Origin of the sequence: Escherichia sp. KTE96, assembly GCF_000408525.1 — a bacterium.
In the GTDB taxonomy this organism is placed as follows: Bacteria; Pseudomonadota; Gammaproteobacteria; order Enterobacterales; family Enterobacteriaceae; genus Escherichia; species Escherichia marmotae.
The window spans coordinates 69,763-93,449 of record NZ_KE137148.1 but is presented as its reverse complement, the minus strand read 5'-3'; the positions used below and the strand labels follow the sequence as shown (position 1 = coordinate 93,449).

15 protein-coding genes, 2 tRNA genes, 2 rRNA genes and 1 riboswitch are annotated in these 23,687 nt (G+C 51.4%); of the genes, 3 read left to right on the top strand and 16 right to left on the bottom strand.

Annotated features, from left to right (window positions below; translation table 11 throughout):
* Nucleotides 1-2 precede the first annotated feature (2 nt).
* The 6 genes from A1WG_RS14500 to btuB all read right to left on the bottom strand — a co-directional run bounded on the left by A1WG_RS14500 (nt 3) and on the right by btuB (nt 7,914).
* Nucleotides 3-2,907: ribosomal RNA gene (locus tag A1WG_RS14500) — 23S ribosomal RNA — on the bottom strand.
* Nucleotides 2,908-3,090: 183 nt separating this feature from the next.
* Nucleotides 3,091-3,166, bottom strand: a tRNA-Ala gene (locus A1WG_RS14505).
* A 42-nt stretch (nt 3,167-3,208) separates the two neighbouring features.
* A tRNA-Ile gene (locus tag A1WG_RS14510) sits at nt 3,209-3,285 on the bottom strand.
* Between the two features lie 68 nt (nt 3,286-3,353).
* A 16S ribosomal RNA gene (locus A1WG_RS14515) occupies nt 3,354-4,895 on the bottom strand.
* The 16S and 23S rRNA genes sit together here with 2 tRNA genes alongside, the layout of an rRNA operon.
* A gap of 372 nt (nt 4,896-5,267) precedes the next feature.
* Nucleotides 5,268-6,125 carry a glutamate racemase gene (gene murI, locus A1WG_RS14520; protein WP_016242550.1) on the bottom strand — a complete coding sequence of 286 codons (858 nt, stop codon included), beginning with the start codon at nt 6,123-6,125 and terminating at the stop codon, nt 5,268-5,270.
* Nucleotides 6,070-7,914 carry a TonB-dependent vitamin B12 receptor BtuB gene (gene btuB / locus A1WG_RS14525; RefSeq protein ID WP_001517531.1) on the bottom strand — a complete coding sequence of 615 codons (1,845 nt, stop codon included), beginning with the start codon at nt 7,912-7,914 and terminating at the stop codon, nt 6,070-6,072. The genes murI and btuB overlap by 56 nt, the downstream gene beginning before the upstream one ends.
* Before the next feature lie 64 nt (nt 7,915-7,978).
* Nucleotides 7,979-8,170: riboswitch (cobalamin riboswitch) on the bottom strand.
* A 113-nt stretch (nt 8,171-8,283) separates the two neighbouring features.
* On the opposite strand from btuB, the gene trmA reads away from it, so the two are divergent.
* A complete protein-coding gene (gene trmA / locus A1WG_RS14530; RefSeq protein WP_001517530.1) occupies nt 8,284-9,384 on the top strand; it encodes a tRNA (uridine(54)-C5)-methyltransferase TrmA in 1,101 nt (366 codons plus the stop codon).
* Nucleotides 9,385-9,423: 39 nt separating this feature from the next.
* Here the strand turns inward: trmA and A1WG_RS14535 are convergent, their stop codons facing one another.
* The 4 genes from A1WG_RS14535 to A1WG_RS14550 all read right to left on the bottom strand — a co-directional run bounded on the left by A1WG_RS14535 (nt 9,424) and on the right by A1WG_RS14550 (nt 13,062).
* A complete protein-coding gene (locus tag A1WG_RS14535; RefSeq protein ID WP_000806410.1) occupies nt 9,424-9,783 on the bottom strand; it encodes a YijD family membrane protein in 360 nt (119 codons plus the stop codon).
* Nucleotides 9,783-10,433: an HTH-type transcriptional repressor FabR gene (gene fabR / locus A1WG_RS14540; protein ID WP_001309117.1), complete on the bottom strand. Its 651-nt coding sequence runs from the start codon at nt 10,431-10,433 to the stop codon at nt 9,783-9,785. Before fabR ends, A1WG_RS14535 begins: the two co-directional genes overlap by 1 nt.
* 103 nt (nt 10,434-10,536) lie before the next feature.
* Nucleotides 10,537-11,853, bottom strand: a complete 1,317-nt coding sequence (locus tag A1WG_RS14545) for a citrate-proton symporter (protein WP_001517529.1) — start codon at nt 11,851-11,853, stop codon at nt 10,537-10,539.
* Nucleotides 11,854-11,895: 42 nt separating this feature from the next.
* Nucleotides 11,896-13,062: a M20 aminoacylase family protein gene (locus A1WG_RS14550; RefSeq protein ID WP_001517528.1), complete on the bottom strand. Its 1,167-nt coding sequence runs from the start codon at nt 13,060-13,062 to the stop codon at nt 11,896-11,898.
* Between the two features lie 329 nt (nt 13,063-13,391).
* Between A1WG_RS14550 and sthA the strand changes: the two genes are divergently transcribed.
* Nucleotides 13,392-14,792, top strand: coding sequence for a Si-specific NAD(P)(+) transhydrogenase (gene sthA / locus A1WG_RS14555; protein ID WP_000019889.1), 1,401 nt, complete (start codon nt 13,392-13,394; stop codon nt 14,790-14,792).
* On the opposite strand, the gene oxyR is transcribed toward sthA, so the two are convergent.
* From oxyR to argC, 6 genes are all read right to left on the bottom strand, one after another.
* Nucleotides 14,775-15,692: a DNA-binding transcriptional regulator OxyR gene (gene oxyR / locus A1WG_RS14560; protein WP_001025929.1), complete on the bottom strand. Its 918-nt coding sequence runs from the start codon at nt 15,690-15,692 to the stop codon at nt 14,775-14,777. The two genes, sthA and oxyR, sit on opposite strands and share 18 nt — an antisense overlap.
* A gap of 249 nt (nt 15,693-15,941) precedes the next feature.
* Entirely contained in the window at nt 15,942-17,225 is a 1,284-nt protein-coding gene (locus tag A1WG_RS14565) for an MFS transporter (protein WP_000382161.1), read from the bottom strand.
* A gap of 83 nt (nt 17,226-17,308) precedes the next feature.
* A complete protein-coding gene (gene manD, locus A1WG_RS14570) occupies nt 17,309-18,523 on the bottom strand; it encodes a D-mannonate dehydratase ManD (RefSeq protein WP_001517527.1) in 1,215 nt (404 codons plus the stop codon).
* A gap of 501 nt (nt 18,524-19,024) precedes the next feature.
* Nucleotides 19,025-20,398: an argininosuccinate lyase gene (argH, locus tag A1WG_RS14575; protein ID WP_001240113.1), complete on the bottom strand. Its 1,374-nt coding sequence runs from the start codon at nt 20,396-20,398 to the stop codon at nt 19,025-19,027.
* Nucleotides 20,399-20,457: 59 nt separating this feature from the next.
* On the bottom strand, nt 20,458-21,234 hold the full coding sequence (gene argB, locus A1WG_RS14580) for an acetylglutamate kinase (protein WP_001362445.1): 777 nt from the start codon (nt 21,232-21,234) through the stop codon (nt 20,458-20,460).
* Between the two features lie 7 nt (nt 21,235-21,241).
* Nucleotides 21,242-22,246 carry an N-acetyl-gamma-glutamyl-phosphate reductase gene (gene argC / locus A1WG_RS14585; RefSeq protein ID WP_000935354.1) on the bottom strand — a complete coding sequence of 335 codons (1,005 nt, stop codon included), beginning with the start codon at nt 22,244-22,246 and terminating at the stop codon, nt 21,242-21,244.
* 153 nt (nt 22,247-22,399) lie between these two features.
* On the opposite strand from argC, the gene argE reads away from it, so the two are divergent.
* Nucleotides 22,400-23,551, top strand: a complete 1,152-nt coding sequence (argE, locus tag A1WG_RS14590) for an acetylornithine deacetylase (RefSeq protein ID WP_001517526.1) — start codon at nt 22,400-22,402, stop codon at nt 23,549-23,551.
* Nucleotides 23,552-23,687: the final 136 nt, after the last annotated feature.

The following is a 23,687-nucleotide window of genomic DNA, read 5'->3' as shown; positions in this document are numbered from 1 at the left end:
GTAAGGTTAAGCCTCACGGTTCATTAGTACCGGTTAGCTCAACGCATCGCTGCGCTTACACACCCGGCCTATCAACGTCGTCGTCTTCAACGTTCCTTCAGGAGACTTAAAGTCTCAGGGAGAACTCATCTCGGGGCAAGTTTCGTGCTTAGATGCTTTCAGCACTTATCTCTTCCGCATTTAGCTACCGGGCAGTGCCATTGGCATGACAACCCGAACACCAGTGATGCGTCCACTCCGGTCCTCTCGTACTAGGAGCAGCCCCCCTCAGTTCTCCAGCGCCCACGGCAGATAGGGACCGAACTGTCTCACGACGTTCTAAACCCAGCTCGCGTACCACTTTAAATGGCGAACAGCCATACCCTTGGGACCTACTTCAGCCCCAGGATGTGATGAGCCGACATCGAGGTGCCAAACACCGCCGTCGATATGAACTCTTGGGCGGTATCAGCCTGTTATCCCCGGAGTACCTTTTATCCGTTGAGCGATGGCCCTTCCATTCAGAACCACCGGATCACTATGACCTGCTTTCGCACCTGCTCGCGCCGTCACGCTCGCAGTCAAGCTGGCTTATGCCATTGCACTAACCTCCTGATGTCCGACCAGGATTAGCCAACCTTCGTGCTCCTCCGTTACTCTTTAGGAGGAGACCGCCCCAGTCAAACTACCCACCAGACACTGTCCGCAACCCGGATCACGGGTCCACGTTAGAACATCAAACATTAAAGGGTGGTATTTCAAGGTCGGCTCCATGCAGACTGGCGTCCACACTTCAAAGCCTCCCACCTATCCTACACATCAAGGCTCAATGTTCAGTGTCAAGCTATAGTAAAGGTTCACGGGGTCTTTCCGTCTTGCCGCGGGTACACTGCATCTTCACAGCGAGTTCAATTTCACTGAGTCTCGGGTGGAGACAGCCTGGCCATCATTACGCCATTCGTGCAGGTCGGAACTTACCCGACAAGGAATTTCGCTACCTTAGGACCGTTATAGTTACGGCCGCCGTTTACCGGGGCTTCGATCAAGAGCTTCGCCTTGCGGCTGACCCCATCAATTAACCTTCCGGCACCGGGCAGGCGTCACACCGTATACGTCCACTTTCGTGTTTGCACAGTGCTGTGTTTTTAATAAACAGTTGCAGCCAGCTGGTATCTTCGACTGATTTCAGCTCCACGAGCAAGTCGCTTCACCTACATATCAGCGTGCCTTCTCCCGAAGTTACGGCACCATTTTGCCTAGTTCCTTCACCCGAGTTCTCTCAAGCGCCTTGGTATTCTCTACCTGACCACCTGTGTCGGTTTGGGGTACGATTTGATGTTACCTGATGCTTAGAGGCTTTTCCTGGAAGCAGGGCATTTGTTGCTTCAGCACCGTAGTGCCTCGTCATCACGCCTCAGCCTTGATTCTCCGGATTTGCCTGGAAAATCAGCCTACACGCTTAAACCGGGACAACCGTCGCCCGGCCAACATAGCCTTCTCCGTCCCCCCTTCGCAGTAACACCAAGTACAGGAATATTAACCTGTTTCCCATCGACTACGCCTTTCGGCCTCGCCTTAGGGGTCGACTCACCCTGCCCCGATTAACGTTGGACAGGAACCCTTGGTCTTCCGGCGAGCGGGCTTTTCACCCGCTTTATCGTTACTTATGTCAGCATTCGCACTTCTGATACCTCCAGCATGCCTCACAGCACACCTTCAACGGCTTACAGAACGCTCCCCTACCCAACAACACATAGTGTCGCTGCCGCAGCTTCGGTGCATGGTTTAGCCCCGTTACATCTTCCGCGCAGGCCGACTCGACCAGTGAGCTATTACGCTTTCTTTAAATGATGGCTGCTTCTAAGCCAACATCCTGGCTGTCTGGGCCTTCCCACATCGTTTCCCACTTAACCATGACTTTGGGACCTTAGCTGGCGGTCTGGGTTGTTTCCCTCTTCACGACGGACGTTAGCACCCGCCGTGTGTCTCCCGTGATAACATTCTCCGGTATTCGCAGTTTGCATCGGGTTGGTAAGTCGGGATGACCCCCTTGCCGAAACAGTGCTCTACCCCCGGAGATGAATTCACGAGGCGCTACCTAAATAGCTTTCGGGGAGAACCAGCTATCTCCCGGTTTGATTGGCCTTTCACCCCCAGCCACAAGTCATCCGCTAATTTTTCAACATTAGTCGGTTCGGTCCTCCAGTTAGTGTTACCCAACCTTCAACCTGCCCATGGCTAGATCACCGGGTTTCGGGTCTATACCCTGCAACTTAACGCCCAGTTAAGACTCGGTTTCCCTTCGGCTCCCCTATTCGGTTAACCTTGCTACAGAATATAAGTCGCTGACCCATTATACAAAAGGTACGCAGTCACCCCATTAAAGAGGCTCCCACTGCTTGTACGTACACGGTTTCAGGTTCTTTTTCACTCCCCTCGCCGGGGTTCTTTTCGCCTTTCCCTCACGGTACTGGTTCACTATCGGTCAGTCAGGAGTATTTAGCCTTGGAGGATGGTCCCCCCATATTCAGACAGGATACCACGTGTCCCGCCCTACTCATCGAGCTCACAGCATGTGCATTTTTGTGTACGGGGCTGTCACCCTGTATCGCACGCCTTTCCAGACGCTTCCACTAACACACATACTGATTCAGGCTCTGGGCTCCTCCCCGTTCGCTCGCCGCTACTGGGGGAATCTCGGTTGATTTCTTTTCCTCGGGGTACTTAGATGTTTCAGTTCCCCCGGTTCGCCTCATTAACCTATGGATTCAGTTAATGATAGTGTGACGGATCACACTGGGTTTCCCCATTCGGAAATCGCCGGTTATAACGGTTCATATCACCTTACCGACGCTTATCGCAGATTAGCACGTCCTTCATCGCCTCTGACTGCCAGGGCATCCACCGTGTACGCTTAGTCGCTTAACCTCACAACCCGAAGATGTTTCTTACGAACCATCATCGTGTTGCGAAAATTTGAGAGACTCACGAACAACTTTCGTTGTTCAGTGTTTCAATTTTCAGCTTGATCCAGATTTTTAAAGAGCAAAACTTCGCAGTGAACCTTTGCAGGTACACTCTGAAGTATTTTTTATTTAATCACTACAGAGATGGTGGAGCTATGCGGGATCGAACCGCAGACCTCCTGCGTGCAAAGCAGGCGCTCTCCCAGCTGAGCTATAGCCCCATAACATGTAGTTAAAACCTCTTCAAATTTGCGGTGCAAATTTGGTAGGCCTGAGTGGACTTGAACCACCGACCTCACCCTTATCAGGGGTGCGCTCTAACCACCTGAGCTACAAGCCTGTAGAGGTTTTACTGCTCATTTTCATCAGACAATCTGTGTGAGCACTTCAAAGAACGCTTCTTTAAGGTAAGGAGGTGATCCAACCGCAGGTTCCCCTACGGTTACCTTGTTACGACTTCACCCCAGTCATGAATCACAAAGTGGTAAGCGCCCTCCCGAAGGTTAAGCTACCTACTTCTTTTGCAACCCACTCCCATGGTGTGACGGGCGGTGTGTACAAGGCCCGGGAACGTATTCACCGTGGCATTCTGATCCACGATTACTAGCGATTCCGACTTCATGGAGTCGAGTTGCAGACTCCAATCCGGACTACGACGCACTTTATGAGGTCCGCTTGCTCTCGCGAGGTCGCTTCTCTTTGTATGCGCCATTGTAGCACGTGTGTAGCCCTGGTCGTAAGGGCCATGATGACTTGACGTCATCCCCACCTTCCTCCAGTTTATCACTGGCAGTCTCCTTTGAGTTCCCGGCCGGACCGCTGGCAACAAAGGATAAGGGTTGCGCTCGTTGCGGGACTTAACCCAACATTTCACAACACGAGCTGACGACAGCCATGCAGCACCTGTCTCACAGTTCCCGAAGGCACCATCCCATCTCTGGAATGTTCTGTGGATGTCAAGACCAGGTAAGGTTCTTCGCGTTGCATCGAATTAAACCACATGCTCCACCGCTTGTGCGGGCCCCCGTCAATTCATTTGAGTTTTAACCTTGCGGCCGTACTCCCCAGGCGGTCGACTTAACGCGTTAGCTCCGGAAGCCACGCCTCAAGGGCACAACCTCCAAGTCGACATCGTTTACGGCGTGGACTACCAGGGTATCTAATCCTGTTTGCTCCCCACGCTTTCGCACCTGAGCGTCAGTCTTCGTCCAGGGGGCCGCCTTCGCCACCGGTATTCCTCCAGATCTCTACGCATTTCACCGCTACACCTGGAATTCTACCCCCCTCTACGAGACTCAAGCTTGCCAGTATCAGATGCAGTTCCCAGGTTGAGCCCGGGGATTTCACATCTGACTTAACAAACCGCCTGCGTGCGCTTTACGCCCAGTAATTCCGATTAACGCTTGCACCCTCCGTATTACCGCGGCTGCTGGCACGGAGTTAGCCGGTGCTTCTTCTGCGGGTAACGTCAATGAGCAAAGGTATTAACTTTACTCCCTTCCTCCCCGCTGAAAGTACTTTACAACCCGAAGGCCTTCTTCATACACGCGGCATGGCTGCATCAGGCTTGCGCCCATTGTGCAATATTCCCCACTGCTGCCTCCCGTAGGAGTCTGGACCGTGTCTCAGTTCCAGTGTGGCTGGTCATCCTCTCAGACCAGCTAGAGATCGTCGCCTAGGTGGGCCGTTACCCCGCCTACTAGCTAATCCCATCTGGGCACATCCGATGGCAAGAGGCCCGAAGGTCCCCCTCTTTGGTCTTGCGACGTTATGCGGTATTAGCTACCGTTTCCAGTAGTTATCCCCCTCCATCGGGCAGTTTCCCAGACATTACTCACCCGTCCGCCACTCGTCAGCAAAGAAGCAAGCTTCTTTCTGTTACCGTTCGACTTGCATGTGTTAGGCCTGCCGCCAGCGTTCAATCTGAGCCATGATCAAACTCTTCAATTTAAAAGTTTGACGCTCAAAGAATTAAACTTCGTAATGAATTACGTGTTCACTCTTGAGACTTGGTATTCATTTAGCGTCTTGCGACGTTAAGAATCCGTATCTTCGAGTGCCCACACAGATTGTCTGATAAATTGTTAAAGAGCAGTGCCGCTTCGCTTTTTCTCAGCGGCGCGGGGTGTGCATAATACGCTTTCCCGCTACAGAGTCAAGCATTTTTTCGCTTTTCTCTGTCGAAGTTCTCAGGAGAACCCCGCTGACCCGGCGGCTTATTTGCCGTTGTTCCGTGTCAGTGGTGGCGCATTATAGGGAGTTATTCCGGCCTGACAAGAGGAAATTTAAAATAATTTTCCGAATGCGCAAGTTTCAATCAAATCAGCCTGAAACTGTCAGTTTTTCGAGCGTTTTAAAGCCGTAACGCTGTAAAACGGACAATAACTGTTCAGCTTCTGGCGTCATTGCCATACAAAAGGCAATATTCGCATCGACTGATTTTGCATCAGGGGCTTCATGCTCCAGTAACCAGGCCGTTCGGCGGGCAATCGCTGCGCCTGAATCCACCAACCGGGTTCCCTCTGGCAGCACCTGCAACAGTTCATCTTGTAATAGAGGGAAGTGGGTACATCCCAGAACAACAGTATCTGGCGGCTCTTTCATTCTTAACCACGGGCGCAAGATACGCTTTAGTGCATCCAGAGAAACTTCATTGCCATGCAGCTTCGCTTCAGCCAGCTCGACCATCTCTGCCGAACCGAGCATTTCTATCTGGCATTCATTGGCGAAACGCGCGATCAACTCATGGGTATAAGAACGTTTAACTGTTCCGCGAGTTGCCAGCAGTCCAACAATGCCATTAGCGGTCAGACGCGCTGCGGGTTTAATCGCCGGAACGACGCCGACAACCGGGAAGTCAAACTTTTCGCGTAATGCAGGAAGTGAAACGGTACTGGCGGTGTTGCAAGCCACCACCGCCAATGCAAGGGGATAACGTTCTTGCACTGCAGTGACAATTTCCACCACGCGCTCAACAATAAACTCTTCGCTTTTTTCGCCATACGGGAAAGCGACGTTATCAAAAGCATAAATGTAATGGAGATCCGGTAAGAGACGCCGGATCTCGTCATAGACCGACAGCCCACCGACGCCGGAGTCAAACACCAGCACGGTGGAACGTGGTTCAGAAGGTGTAGCTGCCAGACAAGGTGTATTCCCGTCCTGCAGTTTGGTAGCCATAGACTGTCTCGTAATCTTTGTCGAACAGGTTGGCTATTTTACCACGAACAGTCAGATGAGAGGTGACCGGATATGCAACCGCAATATCCCACAAGCTCACACCGCCCATTTTCACAGTTTGATAGGGATAAGATGAGTAATCCTTATCATAGCGAGTACCTAAATACTGGTAAGTAATACCCCAATCAAAATCATACAGTTGCCAGTCGAGCTGATATTTCACCTGCTGTTTAGCACGACGTAATAACGGCGTGTCGGTAATCGCATTACGTGCGTCGACATAATCGTAACTCACCGTATGTGTCAGCGGTCCGGTATCAAAATTGGCGGTCGCCTCGACGCCTTTAATCCGCGCTTTCCCTTCGTTGTAGTATTTCAGGATGTGATCGTCATAATCGATCAGGTCACTGATATCGTTACGATACCCGGAGATACGCCAGTTCACCCCGGCGGTTAAACCCTCAAACGCACCTTCCCACTGTTTGCTTTTCTCGGGGTTCAGATCCGGATTACCGTAGAAACCGTACAGTTGCCCAAGATTAGGTGCCTTGTACGACGTGCCATAAGAAGCGATAAAGCGATAGCCTTCAATGAACTCCCAACCAGCACTGGTTTGCCAGGTGCCATGACGACCAAACTGTGAGTTATCATCGCTGCGTGCAGCACCTTCAAACGTAAAATCGCCAACTTGTTGTACCCCGGTCAGATAGATCCCCGTATTACGTTGATCATACCCATCTGCAACATATCCAGTGCCTGGCGTCGTAGTTTGCTTCTGCCAGTCAACACCCGCGCCGATATTACCGTGACCAACGGTGACGTTGTTTGCCCACTGGACGGTGTACTGCTTCATCTCATCGAGCGTCGCGGACGAATCATAACGACCATAATGCGGATCGTAGTTGTAATCTTTGCTGTGGCTGTAACTGGTAATCAGTTGTGATTTAATCAACTCGCCGTTATAGCGCAGCCCGGTGTCCCAACTTTGGCTATAGAGTTTACGGGTATCGAGTAACGGTGAGCCGGGAGAATAATACGCGTCATAATTGGTACGATTATCATAGCCATAGCCGCGCACAAAGCCGCTCCAGGTGTCAGTAAAATTATGCTCCAGCGCACCATAAAGTGTTTTACTTAAAAAACCATCGTTATCTGGTTGTGCTTGCATTCCGGTATTGCCATAGGCGACAACATCAAATCCATGGGTATGGGCATAATCGGCCAACAGAGTTACCCGTGTTTTATCCCCCAGTTGTTGCTGCGTAGAAACATCGTAGTTCTGATAACCATTACTTCCCCATCCCGCTGAAATTTCCGTGCCGGATTCATCCCGCGTGGTGATGATATTCACCACTCCGCCTATTGCATCAGAACCATAAACGGCAGATCGCGGTCCACGGATATATTCAACTCGCTGGACAAGCGCAATAGGGAATTGGCTAAGGTCGGCAGAACCACTGACCCCCGCCAAATTCAGGCGTACGCCATCAATTAACACCAATACATGGCTGGCGTTTGTACCACGAATAAAAATAGAAGAGAGCTGACCTGAACCGCCATTCTGGGTGATATCCACGCCCGGCAGACGACGTAGAACATCGTTCACCGAGGCCGACTGCCAGCGGTCAATATCCTGACGTGTCACAACGGTAGTTGGAGCAAGCACAGTGCTGCGAGGCTGTTCAAAACGGTTAGCAGTAACAACGAGAGTATCCGGGCTGGTGTCCTGTGCCCAAGCGGAAAAGGCTGTGACGGAACACGCCGTCAGCAGCGAAGCTTTTTTAATCATTGTAAAGCATCCACAATAGAAGAAGGATGCCGCAGGTTTCATCAATATTACGCGATGATGAGAACCAGATGCGACGTTGGCCGGCAGGTCTTCGGGCTTGGAGGGGTATCTGAGGATACAAAGAGATGATGACTTCCCACCGGATGGCAGTGTCCGCATTACGCAATCATCGCACCTTTCCTTACCGCTGCGCGTCAGCTCCAGATTCGCACTGGATTCCCTATTAACTCACAGGACCGGCGAGTGGATGCTACAGGTTGTAACAAGTTGCTGTCCAGACGTCGCGCATAAATAGGAATTCATCAAGATCTGGACATCTGATGAGCAATCCCTACAATCGCCGCGTACATTTCATTTTCAGGATACATCATGACCCCCGAACACCTTCCAACAGAACAGTATGAAGCGCAGTTAGCCGAAAAAGTGGTACGTTTACAAAGTATGATGGCGCCGTTTTCTGACCTGGTTCCGGAAGTGTTTCGCTCGCCGGTCAGTCATTATCGGATGCGAGCAGAATTCCGCATCTGGCACGATGGCGATGACCTGTACCACATCATTTTCGATCAACAGACCAAAAGCCGCATCCGCGTAGATAGCTTCCCCGCCGCCAGTGAACTGATCAACCAGTTGATGACGGCGATGATTGCGGGTGTGCGTAATAATCCCGTTCTGCGCCACAAGCTGTTCCAGATTGATTACCTCACCACATTGAGCAATCAGGCCGTCGTTTCTCTGCTGTACCATAAAAAACTGGATGACGAGTGGCGTCAGCAGGCAGAAGCCCTGCGCGATGCACTGCGAGCGCAGAATCTGAATGTGCATTTGATTGGTCGGGCAACGAAAACAAAAATCGAGCTGGATCAGGATTACATTGATGAGCGTCTGCCGGTCGCAGGGAAAGAGATGATCTACCGTCAGGTAGAAAACAGCTTCACCCAGCCAAACGCGGCGATGAATATTCAGATGCTGGAATGGGCGCTGGATGTTACCAAAGGCTCAAAAGGCGATTTACTGGAGTTGTACTGCGGCAACGGTAATTTTTCATTAGCTCTGGCGCGCAATTTTGATCGAGTATTAGCCACCGAAATCGCCAAGCCGTCGGTCGCTGCCGCGCAATACAATATTGCTGCTAACCATATAGATAACGTACAAATTATTCGTATGGCGGCGGAAGAGTTTACTCAAGCGATGAATGGCGTGCGTGAGTTTAACCGTCTGCAAGGTATCGACCTGAAGAGTTATCAGTGCGAAACCATTTTTGTCGACCCACCGCGCAGCGGTCTGGACAGTGAAACCGAGAAAATGGTGCAGGCGTATCCGCGTATTTTGTATATCTCCTGCAACCCGGAAACGTTATGTAAGAATCTGGAAACATTAAGCCAGACGCACAAGGTTAAACGTCTGGCTCTGTTTGATCAGTTCCCCTACACGCACCATATGGAGTGCGGCGTATTACTAACCGCTAAGTAAAACCCATGCTGGATGCGCCAGCATCCAGCATGATACTGATTACTCAGCAATTTCCTGCTTACGGTTACGCATCTTCGCGCCAATCCAGAACACCATAATGACGGACAGCACGGCCGGGAAGAAGTTAGAACCGATATCCGGATATTCCGCACGAACCACCGTGCTGTACAGCAGAACACCGAGAATAAAACAGGCAGCAGCCAGACCCGGCAAACCTACCGGCATAGTGCGATTAAGATAACGTTGATGCAGGCAGTAGACCGTCAGCACCAGGGAAATAATCGGGAATACAGAAAATGGCACAATGGAGCTAAACAGCGCCGCAAAAGTACCATTGATCGATAAGCCTGCAACCAGCGCCAGCAGCAGCGTACCTCTATCTTGATTTGCTTGTTTCATTACTCGTCCTTCACATTTCCCGGAATAATTGCGGTTTTTTCTTGTTCACGGCGATACCAGTAATAAGCCCCTTTCGAAATCATTCGCAGTTGCAGTACCAGTCGCTCTTCTAATTGCCGACGTTGTTCGACGCCGACATCCAACGCCTCGGCACCCGCACTGAAGACAATCGTCACCATTGCTTCGGCTTGCGCTTCAGTAAACGCACGAGGCATATGGTTTTCGAGTTCCAGATAGTCCGCAAGTTCCGCAATGAAGTGCTGAATTTCACGCGCAACAGCGGCACGGAACGCAGCGGAGGTGCCGGAGCGTTCCCGCAATAATAACCGGAAGGCGTTCGGATTATTACCGATGAACTCCATAAATGTGGAGACCGAGGTGCGGATCACACTCCCGCCTTTAGCAATACGCTGACGCGCCTGGCGCATGAGTTGGCGCAGCATTAAACCGCTCTCATCAACCATGGTCAGACCAAGTTCGTCTACGTCGCGGAAATGCCGATAAAAAGAGGTGGGAGCAATGCCCGCTTCACGCGCCACTTCACGCAAACTCAGGCTGGCGAAGCTACGTTCAGCACTTAATTGGCTAAATGCGGCTTCCACCAGAGAACGGCGGGTTTTTTCTTTTTGTTGCGCTCTTACGCCCATCACGATGTCTAAATCCTTGCCAAAAGTACTGTTGGCACTATACCAGAGAATGAACATACTGGATTGCTCCAGTGTTGTGAATGAACGGTAACGCAATAAAACACATTTACTGCAACTCTTTAGCCGGTTCTTTCACAAACAACAACGCCAGCATCGACAACAACGTACCTCCGCCCAGATACCACGCTGGCGCCGTCAGGCTATCCAGTAACACAATGGATTGCGTGGCAAAGTATTGCGCAAACCCGCCGAAGATTGCTACGCCAATGCTATAAACCAGTGCGAAGCCCAATGCCCGAATCCGTTTCGGTAACAGTTCGGAAATCAGCAACATTACCGGTACACCGCCAAGCGTGGTGAAGCTGACCATCACGAAAACCACCGTCAGCAACATGCCGGGACTGGGATAATTCACCAACAGCCAGAACGATGGCCAGCTACAGATCAACACCATCACCCGGGAGATTAAAATCAGCTTTTTACGCCCGACCGAATCACACAGCATCCCCACCAACAACGCCCCCACAAACGTAATAACGCCCGCCAGTAACATCGCTGCATGAGAATAGTGTTGAGGCATCGCCAGATACTTCGCAGCCCAGGTGCCGTAGTAAAAGAGGGAGATATAGGTTGCAACCGTACTACCAATAGCGAGTAAAACACCATTAACGATGGTTGCTTTATGTTGCAAGAGCAGAGAAAACGCGCTTTCGGTGGCTGCGGCTTTTTTATGGTGCACAGGTTCAGGCACATCGTTTTCCAGACTCAGGCGCAGCCAGCAACCGATGGGCGCTAACAGCACACCAATAAAAAACGGTACACGCCAGCCCCACTCCGCCATTACGGTTTCTGAACCTGTGGCGAACGGCAGCCATGCGCTCAAACCCAAAGCGACGACACCACCAAAGGTCGTTGCCAGCCCCTGGGTCGCCAGCGACCAGCTACTGTAAAAGCCGCGACGATTTGCCGGAGCTGACTCAACCAGCAAAGACATTGAGGCACCGACTTCACCGCCTGCCGCAACGCCCTGAATCAGGCGCGCCAGCACCAGCGTCGCTGTTCCCCAATATCCCGCCGTCGCATATGTTGGCGCAATGCCGATCATCAGCGTACCGAGACTCATCAGGGCAATGGTAAACACCATCGCCGGTTTACGCCCGAAACGATCGGCCCAGGCACCAACGATAATCCCACCAAGCGGGCGCATAAAAAAGCTCACGCCAAACGTTGCAAATGCCAGTAACAGCGCGACATTGTGATCGGCACTGGGTGGAAAGAAAAGCGTGCTGATATAGACCACAAAAAAGTTGTAAACGCCAAAATCAAAAAATTCGAGCGCATTGCCAAACGCCGAGGCAAAAATCACCCGTTTGCCGCTGGGCTTTTTCCTTACGTCCACTGTTTCATTTACGATCGCCGTCATTCCATGTTCCTTGCCAGATAGTGATGTTGTGTGTTGTTTTATTTATTGCAGCCAGGCTTCCACCAGTGCGCCCCAGTAGCTGCTTGCCGGAACCAGACTTGCATCGTTGAAGTCGTAACCTGGGTTATGCACCATGCATGCCCCTTCCCCGACATCGCCATTACCGAACAGCAAAAAAGCACCTTTCGGCTGGGCTTCCAGCATGAAAGAGAAATCTTCACTGCCCATCAGAGGCTTGATGCCAAACCCGGCCCGATCTTCACCAAACGTTTTACACGCCACCTGCCAGGCAAAGCGCGCCATCTCTTCATCGTTGACCAACACCGGAGTACCGTTAACATGCGTCACATCAGCCGTAGCACCAAAGCTGATAGCCTGGGCTTGTGCCAGAGCGGGAATACGGGCCAACAGAAGTTGCCGGGTTTCACGGCTAAGAGAGCGGACGCTAATTTTCATCTCAGCACTATCAGGAATGACGTTAGCGGCCTCACCCGCAACAATACTGCCGACGGTAATGACTGCGGCTTCCAGCGGATCGACATTGCGCGACACAATGCTTTGTAATGCGGTGGTGATATGTGCGGCAACCAGCACCGGATCAATCGCTTTGTGAGGGATCGCACCGTGTCCGCCACAACCACGAACCGTAATATAGAATTGATCCATTGACGCCATCAGCGCTCCGGGCTGGAAATAAAACTTACCCACTGGCAGACCGGGCATGTTATGCATGCCGAAAATGACATCGCAGGGGAAACGGTCAAAAAGTCCTTCTTTAACCATGATCTCGCCGCCGTTAATCATTTCTTCCGCTGGCTGGAAGATAAGGCGCAACGTGCCGTTAAAGCGGCGGGTTTCAGCAAGATAGCGCGCGGCACCCAGCAATATTGTGGTATGTCCGTCATGCCCGCAGGCATGCATTAAACCGGGATGTTTACTGGCCCAGGACTTACCGCTATTTTCATAAATTGGCAGCGCATCCATATCGGCACGCAAGCCAATACTTTTCTCTCCGTCACCGACTTTTAAGGTAGCGACCACGCCCGTCGTCGCCAGCCCTTGTTCAACTTCATAACCCCACAGGCGTAACTTTTCCGCCACCAGCGCACTGGTTTTAAACTCCTTTAACCCCAGCTCCGGATTTTCATGGATCTGATGGCGGATCTCGCGCAGTTCTTCCTCAAACCCACGAATAGAGTGTTCGATCATCGGCTATTCCTTTATTCACTGATAAACAGGCTAATTAACGGATTGCATTGATGGTATAAATACAAATAACCAATCAATATGAAATATTTATCTATTTGTTTTATAAAATGATTTCACGGAGACAATAACAAAAAGGCACTTTTCAGCAAGATAAAACTATCTGCCATAAGAAAAAGCGTTTAATTGCGAATTAATGAGACAGGGAAGGAGCAGACAAAGCAAAGGCCGCTCACGATATAACCAGATAAATGACGGGGATCAATTGGCTTACCCGCGATAAAATGTTACCATTCTGTTGCTTTTATGTATAAGAACAGGTAAGCCCTACCATGTCACATTCCTACGATTACGATGCCATAGTAATAGGTTCCGGCCCCGGCGGCGAAGGCGCTGCAATGGGTCTGGTTAAGCAAGGTGCGCGCGTCGCAGTTATCGAGCGTTATCAAAATGTTGGCGGCGGTTGCACCCACTGGGGCACCATTCCGTCGAAAGCCCTCCGTCACGCTGTCAGCCGCATTATAGAATTTAATCAAAACCCTCTTTATAGCGATCATTCACGGCTGCTCCGCTCTTCTTTTGCCGATATCCTCAACCATGCCGATAATGTGATTAATCAACAAACGCGCATGCGTCAGGGATTTTACGAACGTAATCACTGCGAAATATTGCAGGGGAACGCTCGCTTTGTTGACGAGCACACGTTGGCGCTGGATTGCCCTGACGGCACGGTCGAAACGCTGACCGCAGAAAAATATGTCATTGCCTGCGGTTCTCGCCCTTATCATCCGGCAGACGTCGATTTTACCCATCCGCGCATTTACGACAGCGACTCGATTCTTAGCATGCATCACGAACCGCGCCATGTACTTATCTACGGTGCCGGGGTGATCGGCTGCGAATATGCGTCGATCTTCCGTGGAATGGATGTGAAAGTCGATCTGATCAACACCCGTGATCGCCTGCTGGCATTTCTGGATCAGGAGATGTCAGATTCTCTCTCCTATCACTTCTGGAACAGTGGCGTGGTGATCCGTCACAACGAAGAGTACGAGAAGATCGAAGGCTGTGACGACGGCGTGATCATGCACCTGAAGTCAGGCAAAAAGCTGAAAGCAGACTGCCTGCTCTATGCCAACGGTCGCACCGGTAATACCGATTCACTGGCGTTACAGAACATTGGACTGGAAACTGACAGCCGCGGTCAGCTAAAGGTCAACAGCATGTACCAGACCGCGCAGCCGCACGTTTACGCGGTGGGCGACGTGATTGGTTATCCAAGCCTGGCGTCGGCGGCCTACGACCAGGGACGCATTGCCGCACAGGCGCTGGTGAAAGGCGAAGCCACCGCGCATCTGATTGAAGATATCCCTACCGGCATCTACACCATTCCGGAAATCAGCTCGGTCGGTAAAACGGAACAGCAACTGACCGCGATGAAAGTGCCGTATGAAGTGGGCCGCGCCCAGTTTAAACATCTGGCTCGTGCGCAAATTGTCGGGATGAACGTGGGCACGTTGAAAATTTTGTTCCATCGGGAAACAAAAGAGATTCTGGGAATTCACTGCTTTGGTGAGCGCGCTGCCGAAATTATTCATATCGGTCAGGCGATTATGGAACAGAAAGGTGGCGGCAACACGATTGAGTACTTCGTCAACACCACCTTTAACTACCCGACTATGGCGGAAGCCTATCGGGTCGCGGCGCTAAACGGCTTAAATCGCCTGTTTTAACGTTTTACCGAAATGGCCATCCATTCTTGCACGGATGGCCTCTGCCAGTTGCTCATAGCGACTGCGCAGCGGCGAACCCGGACGGTAAACCAGGCCAACAGTGCGGCGTGGTTCTGGCTTAATGCACGGCAGATAAACAACGCCATCACGTTTACGCTCCGGCGGCACGGCCAGCGCAGGCAGTAAAGTGATACCGCTACCAGCCGCCACCATGTTACGCAGCGTCTCCAGACTGGTCGCGCGGAAGTGTGTATCTTCATCCGCCCCCGCTTCAAAGCAGAAGCCCATTGCCTGATCGCGCAGACAGTGACCATCTTCCAGCATCAGCAGTTTTTCCCCGGCCAGATCGGCCATCGGTACACATTCACGATCAGCCCACGGGTGATCTTCATAGATTGCCAACAGCATTGGCTCATCAAACAACGGCACTTCAATGAATGCTTCGCTCTCCTTCACCAGTGCGAGGATCACACAGTCGAGTTTGCCGCTGTCCAGTTGCGCCAGTAATTGATGGGTCTGGGCTTCATGCAGATACATTTCCAGCTTCGGAAAAGCCTGGTGCAGCATCGGGATAATATGCGGTAGCAGGTAAGGCCCGACCGTTGGAATCAAACCAATGTGCAGCGGCCCGGACATGGTCTCGCCCTGCTGGCTTGCCATCTCTTTAAGGACTTTCACCTCACGCAGCACGGTACGCGCCTGATCCACCAGCAGCATTCCCGCCTGGGTGAATAACACTTTACGGCTGGTCCGCTCCAGCAACATCACGCCCAGCTCATCTTCCAGCTTACGAATTTGCCCACTCAGGGTTGGCTGGCTGACGTGGCAGGAATCTGCCGCACGGCGAAAATGGCGGTGTTCGGCCAATGCCACCAGGTACTCAAGATCACGAATATTCATTATCCATCCTCCATCGCCACGATAGTTCATGGCGATAGGTAGCATAGCAACGAACGATTATCCCTATCAAGCATTCTGACTGATAATTGCTCACAGAAACGGAGCGGCACCTCTTTAACCCTTGAAGTCACTGCCCGTTTCGAGAGTTTCTCAACTCGAATAACTAAAGCCAACGTGAACTTTTGCGGATCTCCAGGATCCGCTTTTTTTTATTTCGCCCGGCTCCCACAAGAGAGCCAGACCCAATATTTATTCAATGCGATCTTTGACGATAAAGAAGTAACACAGCGCGCCGATGAAGGTCACGCAGGCCGCAATAACCAGCGCCAGATTAAACGAGTGCGTAGTATCCACTACCCAGCCGGTCACGATCGGGGCAAAGGAAGCAAAGACAAAACTGCCAAAGTTTTGAATACCAGCGATGGAAGCCACTTTTGTTTCTGACACCATCACCTGCACCAGTCCCCATGCCGATGTTCCCGCGAAATGCACGCAGAACAGCGCCATTGAGATAAACGCCACCGCCTGCGCAGGCGAGGAAGATTGCACCACCAGCAACGTCCCTAATGCCGACATCATCAAACCGCAAACAATGGCCGTTTTACGCGTCTTCGCCAGGTCGTAGCCTTTTTTCGCCAGTCTATCGACAACAATACCGTTGATCCACATCCCGACTGCCGCCGCAAGGAAAGGAATCGCCGCCACCCAGCCGGTTTTTGCCAGACTGAAACCTTGCGCAGCCTGCAAATAACCGGGTAACCACGCAATGTAGAGCCAACCGGTATAGTTGACACCAGCGAAACCTAAAATCATCCCCCAGGTTGTCCGATGTTTAAACAGCGCCAGCCACTCGCTAAATTGCAATTGTGGACGCGGCTTAACCGGTGCAGAGAGATACGCTCGTTCTTCATCGGTCAGGACAAACTGCGCCCGGTTGCGATACCATGCGTACCAGCAAATCCCAACCAGAATCCCCGCCAGGCCGATGATGACAAACATCGTCCTCCAGCCCCACGCCAGTTGCATCAATACAAGAACAGGGGGCGCGATGGCCTGACCGATAACGGTAGATGAGTTAAGGATCCCCAGCGCCGTGCCGCGTTCTTTTTGCGCATACCAGTCGGTGATAGATTTCACCCCCGCAGGCATAAACGGCGCTTCACCAATACCCAGTCCAATACGCATAATAATAAAGTGGCTAAAGGAATTAACCATTCCTGTTAATGCCTGCATTAATGACCAGAATATTAATCCTGCGCCTAACACAATTCGTGGACCAAAACGATCTAACAAAATACCGGAAGGCAGTTGTGAAAAACCATAAGACAGAGAAAATGCAGAAAGTAAAACGCCAAACTCTGTGGCTGATAATCCTAACTCGCCACGAATCGCCTCGCCTGCCACGCTCAATGATGAGCGATCGAGAAAATTAACGATTCCCGCCATAAATAATAAAACCAGCGCCACCGTCTGAATACGGCGAATCCGTTGCGGTTTATTACCCGCAACACTACCTGGCAAATCAACATCCATTTTTATACTCCTTGAGAAAATTGAATAGATTTGATTACTCAATAAATAAATTAAGCGACAGATATACGGTTTCGCTTAAATCACTACCAATTCCACAATGTACCGTCTTCCAGACGCGCAACGGGGAGATACGCCGGATCATACGGATATTTCGCCGCCAGCTTCTCATCAAAGGAGATACCCAGCCCTGGTTCATCGCCTGGGTGCATATAACCCGCGTCGAAGCGCCAGCTATGCGGGAAGACCTCAAGCATTTGTTCGGAATAACCCATGTACTCCTGAACACCGAAGTTAGGCACCCAGAGATCAAAATGCAGCGCTGCCGCATGGCAAATGGGCGATAAATCAGAAGGGCCATGCGAACCGGTACGCACCTGATAAAGCGATGCAAAATCGGCAATCCGTCGCATCCCGGTAATTCCACCAGTATGGGTAATCGTCGTGCGGATATAGTCAATTAACTGCTCTTCGATTAACTGCTTACAATCCCAGATACTATTAAAGACTTCTCCGACCGCAATTGGTGTCACGGTATGCTGGCGAATCAAACGGAAACACTCCTGATTCTCGGCAGGTGTCGGGTCTTCCATCCAGAACAGGCGGTAATCTTCAATGCTCTTACCAAAGCGCGCCGCTTCAATAGGGGTAAGGCGATGGTGCATGTCATGCAACAGATGTTCATTAAAACCGAACTTGTTGCGCACGGCCTCAAAGAGCTTCGGCGTAAAATCGAGATACTTTTCTGAAGACCACAATTGTTCTTCCGGCCACTGGCCTTTGGTTGCCGGTTCGTAAGCCAGCCCTTTTCCCTTCGCCAGGCCATAGGTAGTTTGCATACCCGGCACGCCGCACTGCACCCGAATCGCCTTAAAGCCCATTTGCTGGTGTTTTGCATAGTCTTCAAGGACTTCATCAATTGTACGCCCGGTGGTGTGGCAATAGACCATCACGCCCTCGCGAGAAGCGCCACCCAGCAGTTGATACAGCGGCATATTGGCTGCTTTAGCTTTGATATCCCATAACGCCATATCAATGGCAGAGATTGCCGACATCGTGACGGGGCCACGCCGCCAGTAAGCACCTTTATAAAAGAATTGCCAGATATCTTCGATACGGCTGGCATCGCGACCTATTAATTGTGGACAAAGATGATCTTTCAGATAGGAAGCGACCGACAATTCACGACCATTTAATGTGGCATCTCCCAGCCCACAAAGTCCGCTTTCAGTGGTTATTTTAAGCGTAACGAAATTACGCCCGGGGCAAGTGACAAAAACGTCCGCAGCAATAATTTTCATTATTGCACTCTCCTGTGTTTTAAATAGACGTTTTAAACTTAATTTTATGCCTACTACCATACAAGGAAGAAAAAGTGATTATTCAACCGTGATCACATTAAAAATAAAATTTTCCGCCGAGGAACAGAAATATCCTCAAATATTGTCTACAATATTAACCATCATCGTTAAAACAACACGTTAAATAATCACATAACAAATTCCATTAATCTTAAAAATGAACACAGCAATAGAAATTAATTATATTCAATTAATTAAAATATGTATTGTTTGATGTATTTGAAAATGATTTTTATAGGAAAAGTAAACGTAAAGAAGACGCAAGAATTAAAAGGAATGTGACGAAGAATGGCTGTGGCTGGACGTAAAACTCAGGGGCATCAGGATGATGATAAATTCCTGCCAGATGCGGCGTAAACGCCTTATCTGGCTTACAAAGCGCAACACTACGTAGGCATGATAAGGCAAACTCCCCGTTTTCAGGGGAGCGATATAAACAAGTTACACCAACCGCGCCTTTGCAAAAGCAATCGCCTGCGCCACCTGCTGCGGTGAGACGCCGCCTTTTGCCGCACGTTTGTCGAGGCACGATTGCAACGACAGAATCGGATACACATCTTCTCCAATCACCTTGCTGAATTTCTGCAACTCAGCCAGCGGCAGTTCTTCCAGTGGTTTGCCTTGACGAATGGCTTCCACCACCGCTTCACCCACAATATGGTGCGCCTCGCGGAACGGTACGCCTTTTGCCACCAGATAATCCGCCAGTTCAGTGGCGTTAGCGTAACCCTGTTGCGCCGCTTCCTGACAACGCGGGCGTTTCACCTGAATCCCATCCAGCACCAGCGCCGCCATATGCAGGCAATCCAGCCAGGTGTCGAGTGCGTCGAACAAGCCCTCTTTGTCTTCCTGCATGTCTTTGTTATAGGCCAGCGGCAACCCTTTCAGAGTCATCATCATGCCGGTTAATGCGCCCTGGACACGACCACATTTCCCACGAATCAGCTCCAGCGCATCCGGGTTTTTCTTCTGCGGCATTAAGGATGAACCGGAAGTCACGCGATCAGACAGTTCGACAAAACCCGCTTCGCCGGTGTTAAAGAAAATGAGATCTTCGGCAAAACGCGACAGATGCACCATGCCGATGGCGGCGGCAGAAAGCAGTTCCAGTACGTGATCACGGTCAGAAACGCTGTCCAGGCTGTTACGCGTTGCCGAGGCAAAACCCAGCCAGCCAGCCAGTTGTTCACGGTCAATGTCATAGGCCGTTCCCGCCAGCGCACCACAACCTAACGGGCTGACATCCAGACGCTTAAGCGCGTCCTGCAAACGGCTTTCATCACGCGCCAGCATCTCAACATAGGCCAGGCACCAGTGAGCGAACGTCACCGGTTGAGCGCGTTGCAGGTGGGTATAACCCGGCATCACTGCGTCCTGATTATTTTGCGCCGTTTCCACCAACGCCGATTGCAACTGGCGGTTAGCCGCCAGCAACTCGCTGACCATCTCTTTGCACCACAATTTCAGGTCAGTAGCTACCTGGTCATTACGGCTACGCCCGGTATGCAGTTTTTTGCCTAACTGACCCACTTTGTCGATCAGTTTACCTTCCACCCAGCTATGGATATCTTCGGCGTCGCTTTCGAGGATTTGTTGTGGCCTGGCGCGAACGTCTTCCAGCAGCACGTTCAGCGCCTCTTCTAGTTGCACCTGCTCTTCTGCGGTCAACACACCTACCGTTACCAGGGCTTTGGACCAGGCTACAGAGCCGACAATATCCTGCTCCGCCAGACGGTAATCAAAGCGCAATGAGTCATTAAATTGTTTGAACCGTTGATCTGCTGCCTGAGTAAAACGCCCGCCCCAAAGTGCCATAACTCTGTTTCCTTATTTTGAAATTCAATGCCGGAAGCTGTGCCTCCGGCCAACAAAAATTAAGCTAAAATCCGCGTCCCCATCGGCATACCGTTAAACAGTGCCGGAAGCTGTTCCGCATGACGCCAGGAGGCGATGTCCACCGGGCGGCCCAGCGTGCGTGCAGCGTCCAGCGCCGCATTCACTTTCACAATCATGCCGTCAGTAATAATGCCCTGCTCAATCAGTTGTTCTGCTTTCGCCGCGGTCATCTCAGCAATTCGTTGCCCTTTACCGTCGAGGATGCCACTGACATCAGAAAGCAAAATCAGATCCGCACCCAGCGTTGCCGCCAGTGCCGTCGCGGCCTGGTCAGCATTGACGTTCATCAGTTGCCCTTCGTCCGTCACACCAATAGAGCTGACCACCGGCAAATAACCGTTTTCCAGCAACGTGTTGATAAGCTTAGGCGAACCTGGCTGCGCCAGTCCAACATGGCCCAACTCTTCATCGAGCTGGGTCACTTTGACGCTGTCGCCATCACCGAGAAACAGCCCCACAGCAGCAATCTGATGTTTCTTCGCCCACGCCAGCAGGGTTTTATTTGCCGTTCCCGCCAGTGCGCCAGTGATAATGTCTATCTGATCCGCAGGCGTCACGCGCAGGCCGTTTTTCTTTTTCACCGGCAGATTCAACCCTTTCATCAACTCATCCACCACGCAGCCGCCGCCGTGAACAATCACCAACGGACGCTGATGAGACTCGCGATAATTCACCAGTGCGCTAAACAGCCGTTCCAGCGCCTCTTCACTATCCAGCAATACGCCGCCCAGTTTGATAATTAATGGATTCATCATTGCACCCTTAAATAAGAGACTGCGTTTCCGCATAGCCGAAACGAATATTGGCACACTGGATTGCCTGTGCCGCCGCACCTTTCAATAAGTTGTCTTCGGTCGCCACCACAATCAGATGCTCGCCCTGAACGGCAAAACCGATATCGCAGAACGGTAGCCCGACAACGTTTTTCAGCGCCGGAACGCCTTTGTCATACAACCGTACCAGCGGTTTATGCGCATATGCCTGTTGCAACACTTGTGCTACTTGCGCCTGGGTCACGCCCGGTTTCAGACGGCAGGTAATCGTTTCCAGAATGCCGCGCGGGAAATTGCCCAGATGCGGGGTGAAGATCACGTCAGCACCAAGGTGTGTAGCGATCTCCGGTTGATGGCGATGGGTAAAGACACCGTATGGTTGCAGGCTGACTTCACAAAAGCTGTTAGAAATCGCTGCCTTACGTCCTGCACCGCTTACACCGCTGGTGGCGTTGATGACCGGCCACTGATTGAGATCTAGAAGATCGGCATCAATCAACGGTTTAAGCGCCAACTGCGCTGCCGTCGGGTAACACCCCGGCACCGCAATCAAATTCGCTTCTTTTAATTTATTGCCGCACCACTCCGCCAGACCATAAGCGGCTTGCTCCAGCAGTTCCGGGTATTGATGGGTAAAGCCGTAATATTTTTCATAGAAGGCGGCGTCGTTAACGCGGAATGCGCCGGAAAGGTCGAATACCACACAGCCTGCATCAAGAAACTGCGGTGCTAAATCGTGGCTAACTTCATGGGCAGTGGCGAGAAACACCACATCCACCCCTGGGCTAAACTCGCTGATATCCGACATCGGCTGCAGCGGCAGATCAACGATGCCTTTGAGCTGCGGATGCAAATCGGAGATTAACTTTCCCGCATCATTGCTTTGCGCTGAAACAGTCAAAGCGGTTATGTTCATATGCGGATGGCGATTTACATAGGTCACTAGCTCTGCGCCAGCGTAACCACTGGCACCCACAATCAGCGTATTCAACATCGGGGCTATTCACCTTCTTATGTCTGTTTGCCTGGCTAAACGTAAAACATTCACCTTACGGCTGGTGGGTTTTATTACGCTCAACGTTATTGTATTTTTATTCACAATTAATGCATGAATATTGATACTATCATGACCAGAGGTGTGTCAACAATGAAAAACAAATTACCGCCATTTATCGAGATCTACCGTGCTCTGATTGCCACACCTTCAATAAGCGCCACGGAAGAAGCGCTCGATCAAAGCAATGCAGATTTAATCACTCTGCTGGCGGGTTGGTTCAAAGATTTGGGCTTCAATGTGGAAGTGCAGCCCGTGCCGGGAACACGCAACAAATTTAATATGCTGGCAAGTTGCGGACACGGCGCTGGCGGCTTGTTGCTGGCGGGGCATACCGATACCGTGCCGTTTGATGACGGGCGCTGGACGCGCGATCCGTTTACGCTGACTGAGCATGACGGCAAGCTCTATGGTCTGGGCACCGCCGACATGAAAGGCTTCTTTGCGTTTATCCTTGATGCACTACGCGATGTCGACGTCACGAAGCTTGCAAAGCCGCTCTACATTCTGGCGACTGCCGATGAAGAAACCAGTATGGCCGGAGCGCGTTATTTTGCCGAAACCACCGCCCTGCGCCCGGATTGCGCCATCATTGGCGAACCGACGTCACTGCAACCGGTACGCGCACATAAAGGCCATATTTCTAACGCCATTCGCATTATGGGTCAGTCGGGGCACTCCAGCGATCCGGCACGCGGGGTGAATGCCATCGAGCTGATGCATGACGCCATCGGCCATATTTTACAATTACGTGACGACCTTAAAGAACGCTATCACTATGAAGCGTTTACCGTACCGTATCCCACGCTCAACCTCGGGCATATTCACGGCGGTGACGCATCTAACCGAATTTGCGCCTGCTGTGAGTTGCATATGGATATTCGTCCGCTGCCAGGCATGACGCTCAATGAACTTAACGGCTTGCTCAACGACGCGCTGGCACCGGTAAGCGAACGCTGGCCGGGTCGTCTGACGGTCGAAGAGCTGCATCCGCCGATCCCTGGTTATGAGTGCCCGCCGAATCATCAACTGGTTGAAGTGGTTGAGAAATTGCTCGGCGCACAGACCGAAGTGGTGAACTACTGTACCGAAGCACCGTTTATTCAGACGCTATGCCCGACGCTGGTGTTAGGACCAGGTTCAATCAATCAAGCCCATCAGCCTGATGAATATCTGGAGACACGGTTTATTAAACCCACCCGCGAGTTGATCACCCAGGTGATTCACCATTTTTGCTGGCATTAAAACGTAGGCCGGACAAAGCGCTCGCGCCGCATCCGGCACTGCTGCCAAACTCCAGCGCCGCAATAATGTCGGATGCGATGCTTGCGCATCTTATCTGACCTACAGTGACTCAAATGATGCCCAACCGTAGGCCGGA

What these genes read in the sequence shown, in the direction of transcription:
- murI (WP_016242550.1), bottom strand. Translation starts at nt 6,125, where the DNA reads ATGGCTACCAAACTGCAGGACGGGAATACACCTTGTCTGGCAGCTACA.
- btuB (WP_001517531.1), bottom strand. Translation starts at nt 7,914, where the DNA reads ATGATTAAAAAAGCTTCGCTGCTGACGGCGTGTTCCGTCACAGCCTTT.
- trmA (WP_001517530.1), top strand. Translation starts at nt 8,284, where the DNA reads ATGACCCCCGAACACCTTCCAACAGAACAGTATGAAGCGCAGTTAGCC.
- A1WG_RS14535 (WP_000806410.1), bottom strand. Translation starts at nt 9,783, where the DNA reads ATGAAACAAGCAAATCAAGATAGAGGTACGCTGCTGCTGGCGCTGGTT.
- A1WG_RS14545 (WP_001517529.1), bottom strand. Translation starts at nt 11,853, where the DNA reads ATGACGGCGATCGTAAATGAAACAGTGGACGTAAGGAAAAAGCCCAGC.
- A1WG_RS14550 (WP_001517528.1), bottom strand. Translation starts at nt 13,062, where the DNA reads ATGATCGAACACTCTATTCGTGGGTTTGAGGAAGAACTGCGCGAGATC.
- sthA (WP_000019889.1), top strand. Translation starts at nt 13,392, where the DNA reads ATGTCACATTCCTACGATTACGATGCCATAGTAATAGGTTCCGGCCCC.
- oxyR (WP_001025929.1), bottom strand. Translation starts at nt 15,692, where the DNA reads ATGAATATTCGTGATCTTGAGTACCTGGTGGCATTGGCCGAACACCGC.
- A1WG_RS14565 (WP_000382161.1), bottom strand. Translation starts at nt 17,225, where the DNA reads ATGGATGTTGATTTGCCAGGTAGTGTTGCGGGTAATAAACCGCAACGG.
- manD (WP_001517527.1), bottom strand. Translation starts at nt 18,523, where the DNA reads ATGAAAATTATTGCTGCGGACGTTTTTGTCACTTGCCCCGGGCGTAAT.
- argH (WP_001240113.1), bottom strand. Translation starts at nt 20,398, where the DNA reads ATGGCACTTTGGGGCGGGCGTTTTACTCAGGCAGCAGATCAACGGTTC.
- argB (WP_001362445.1), bottom strand. Translation starts at nt 21,234, where the DNA reads ATGATGAATCCATTAATTATCAAACTGGGCGGCGTATTGCTGGATAGT.
- argC (WP_000935354.1), bottom strand. Translation starts at nt 22,246, where the DNA reads ATGTTGAATACGCTGATTGTGGGTGCCAGTGGTTACGCTGGCGCAGAG.
- argE (WP_001517526.1), top strand. Translation starts at nt 22,400, where the DNA reads ATGAAAAACAAATTACCGCCATTTATCGAGATCTACCGTGCTCTGATT.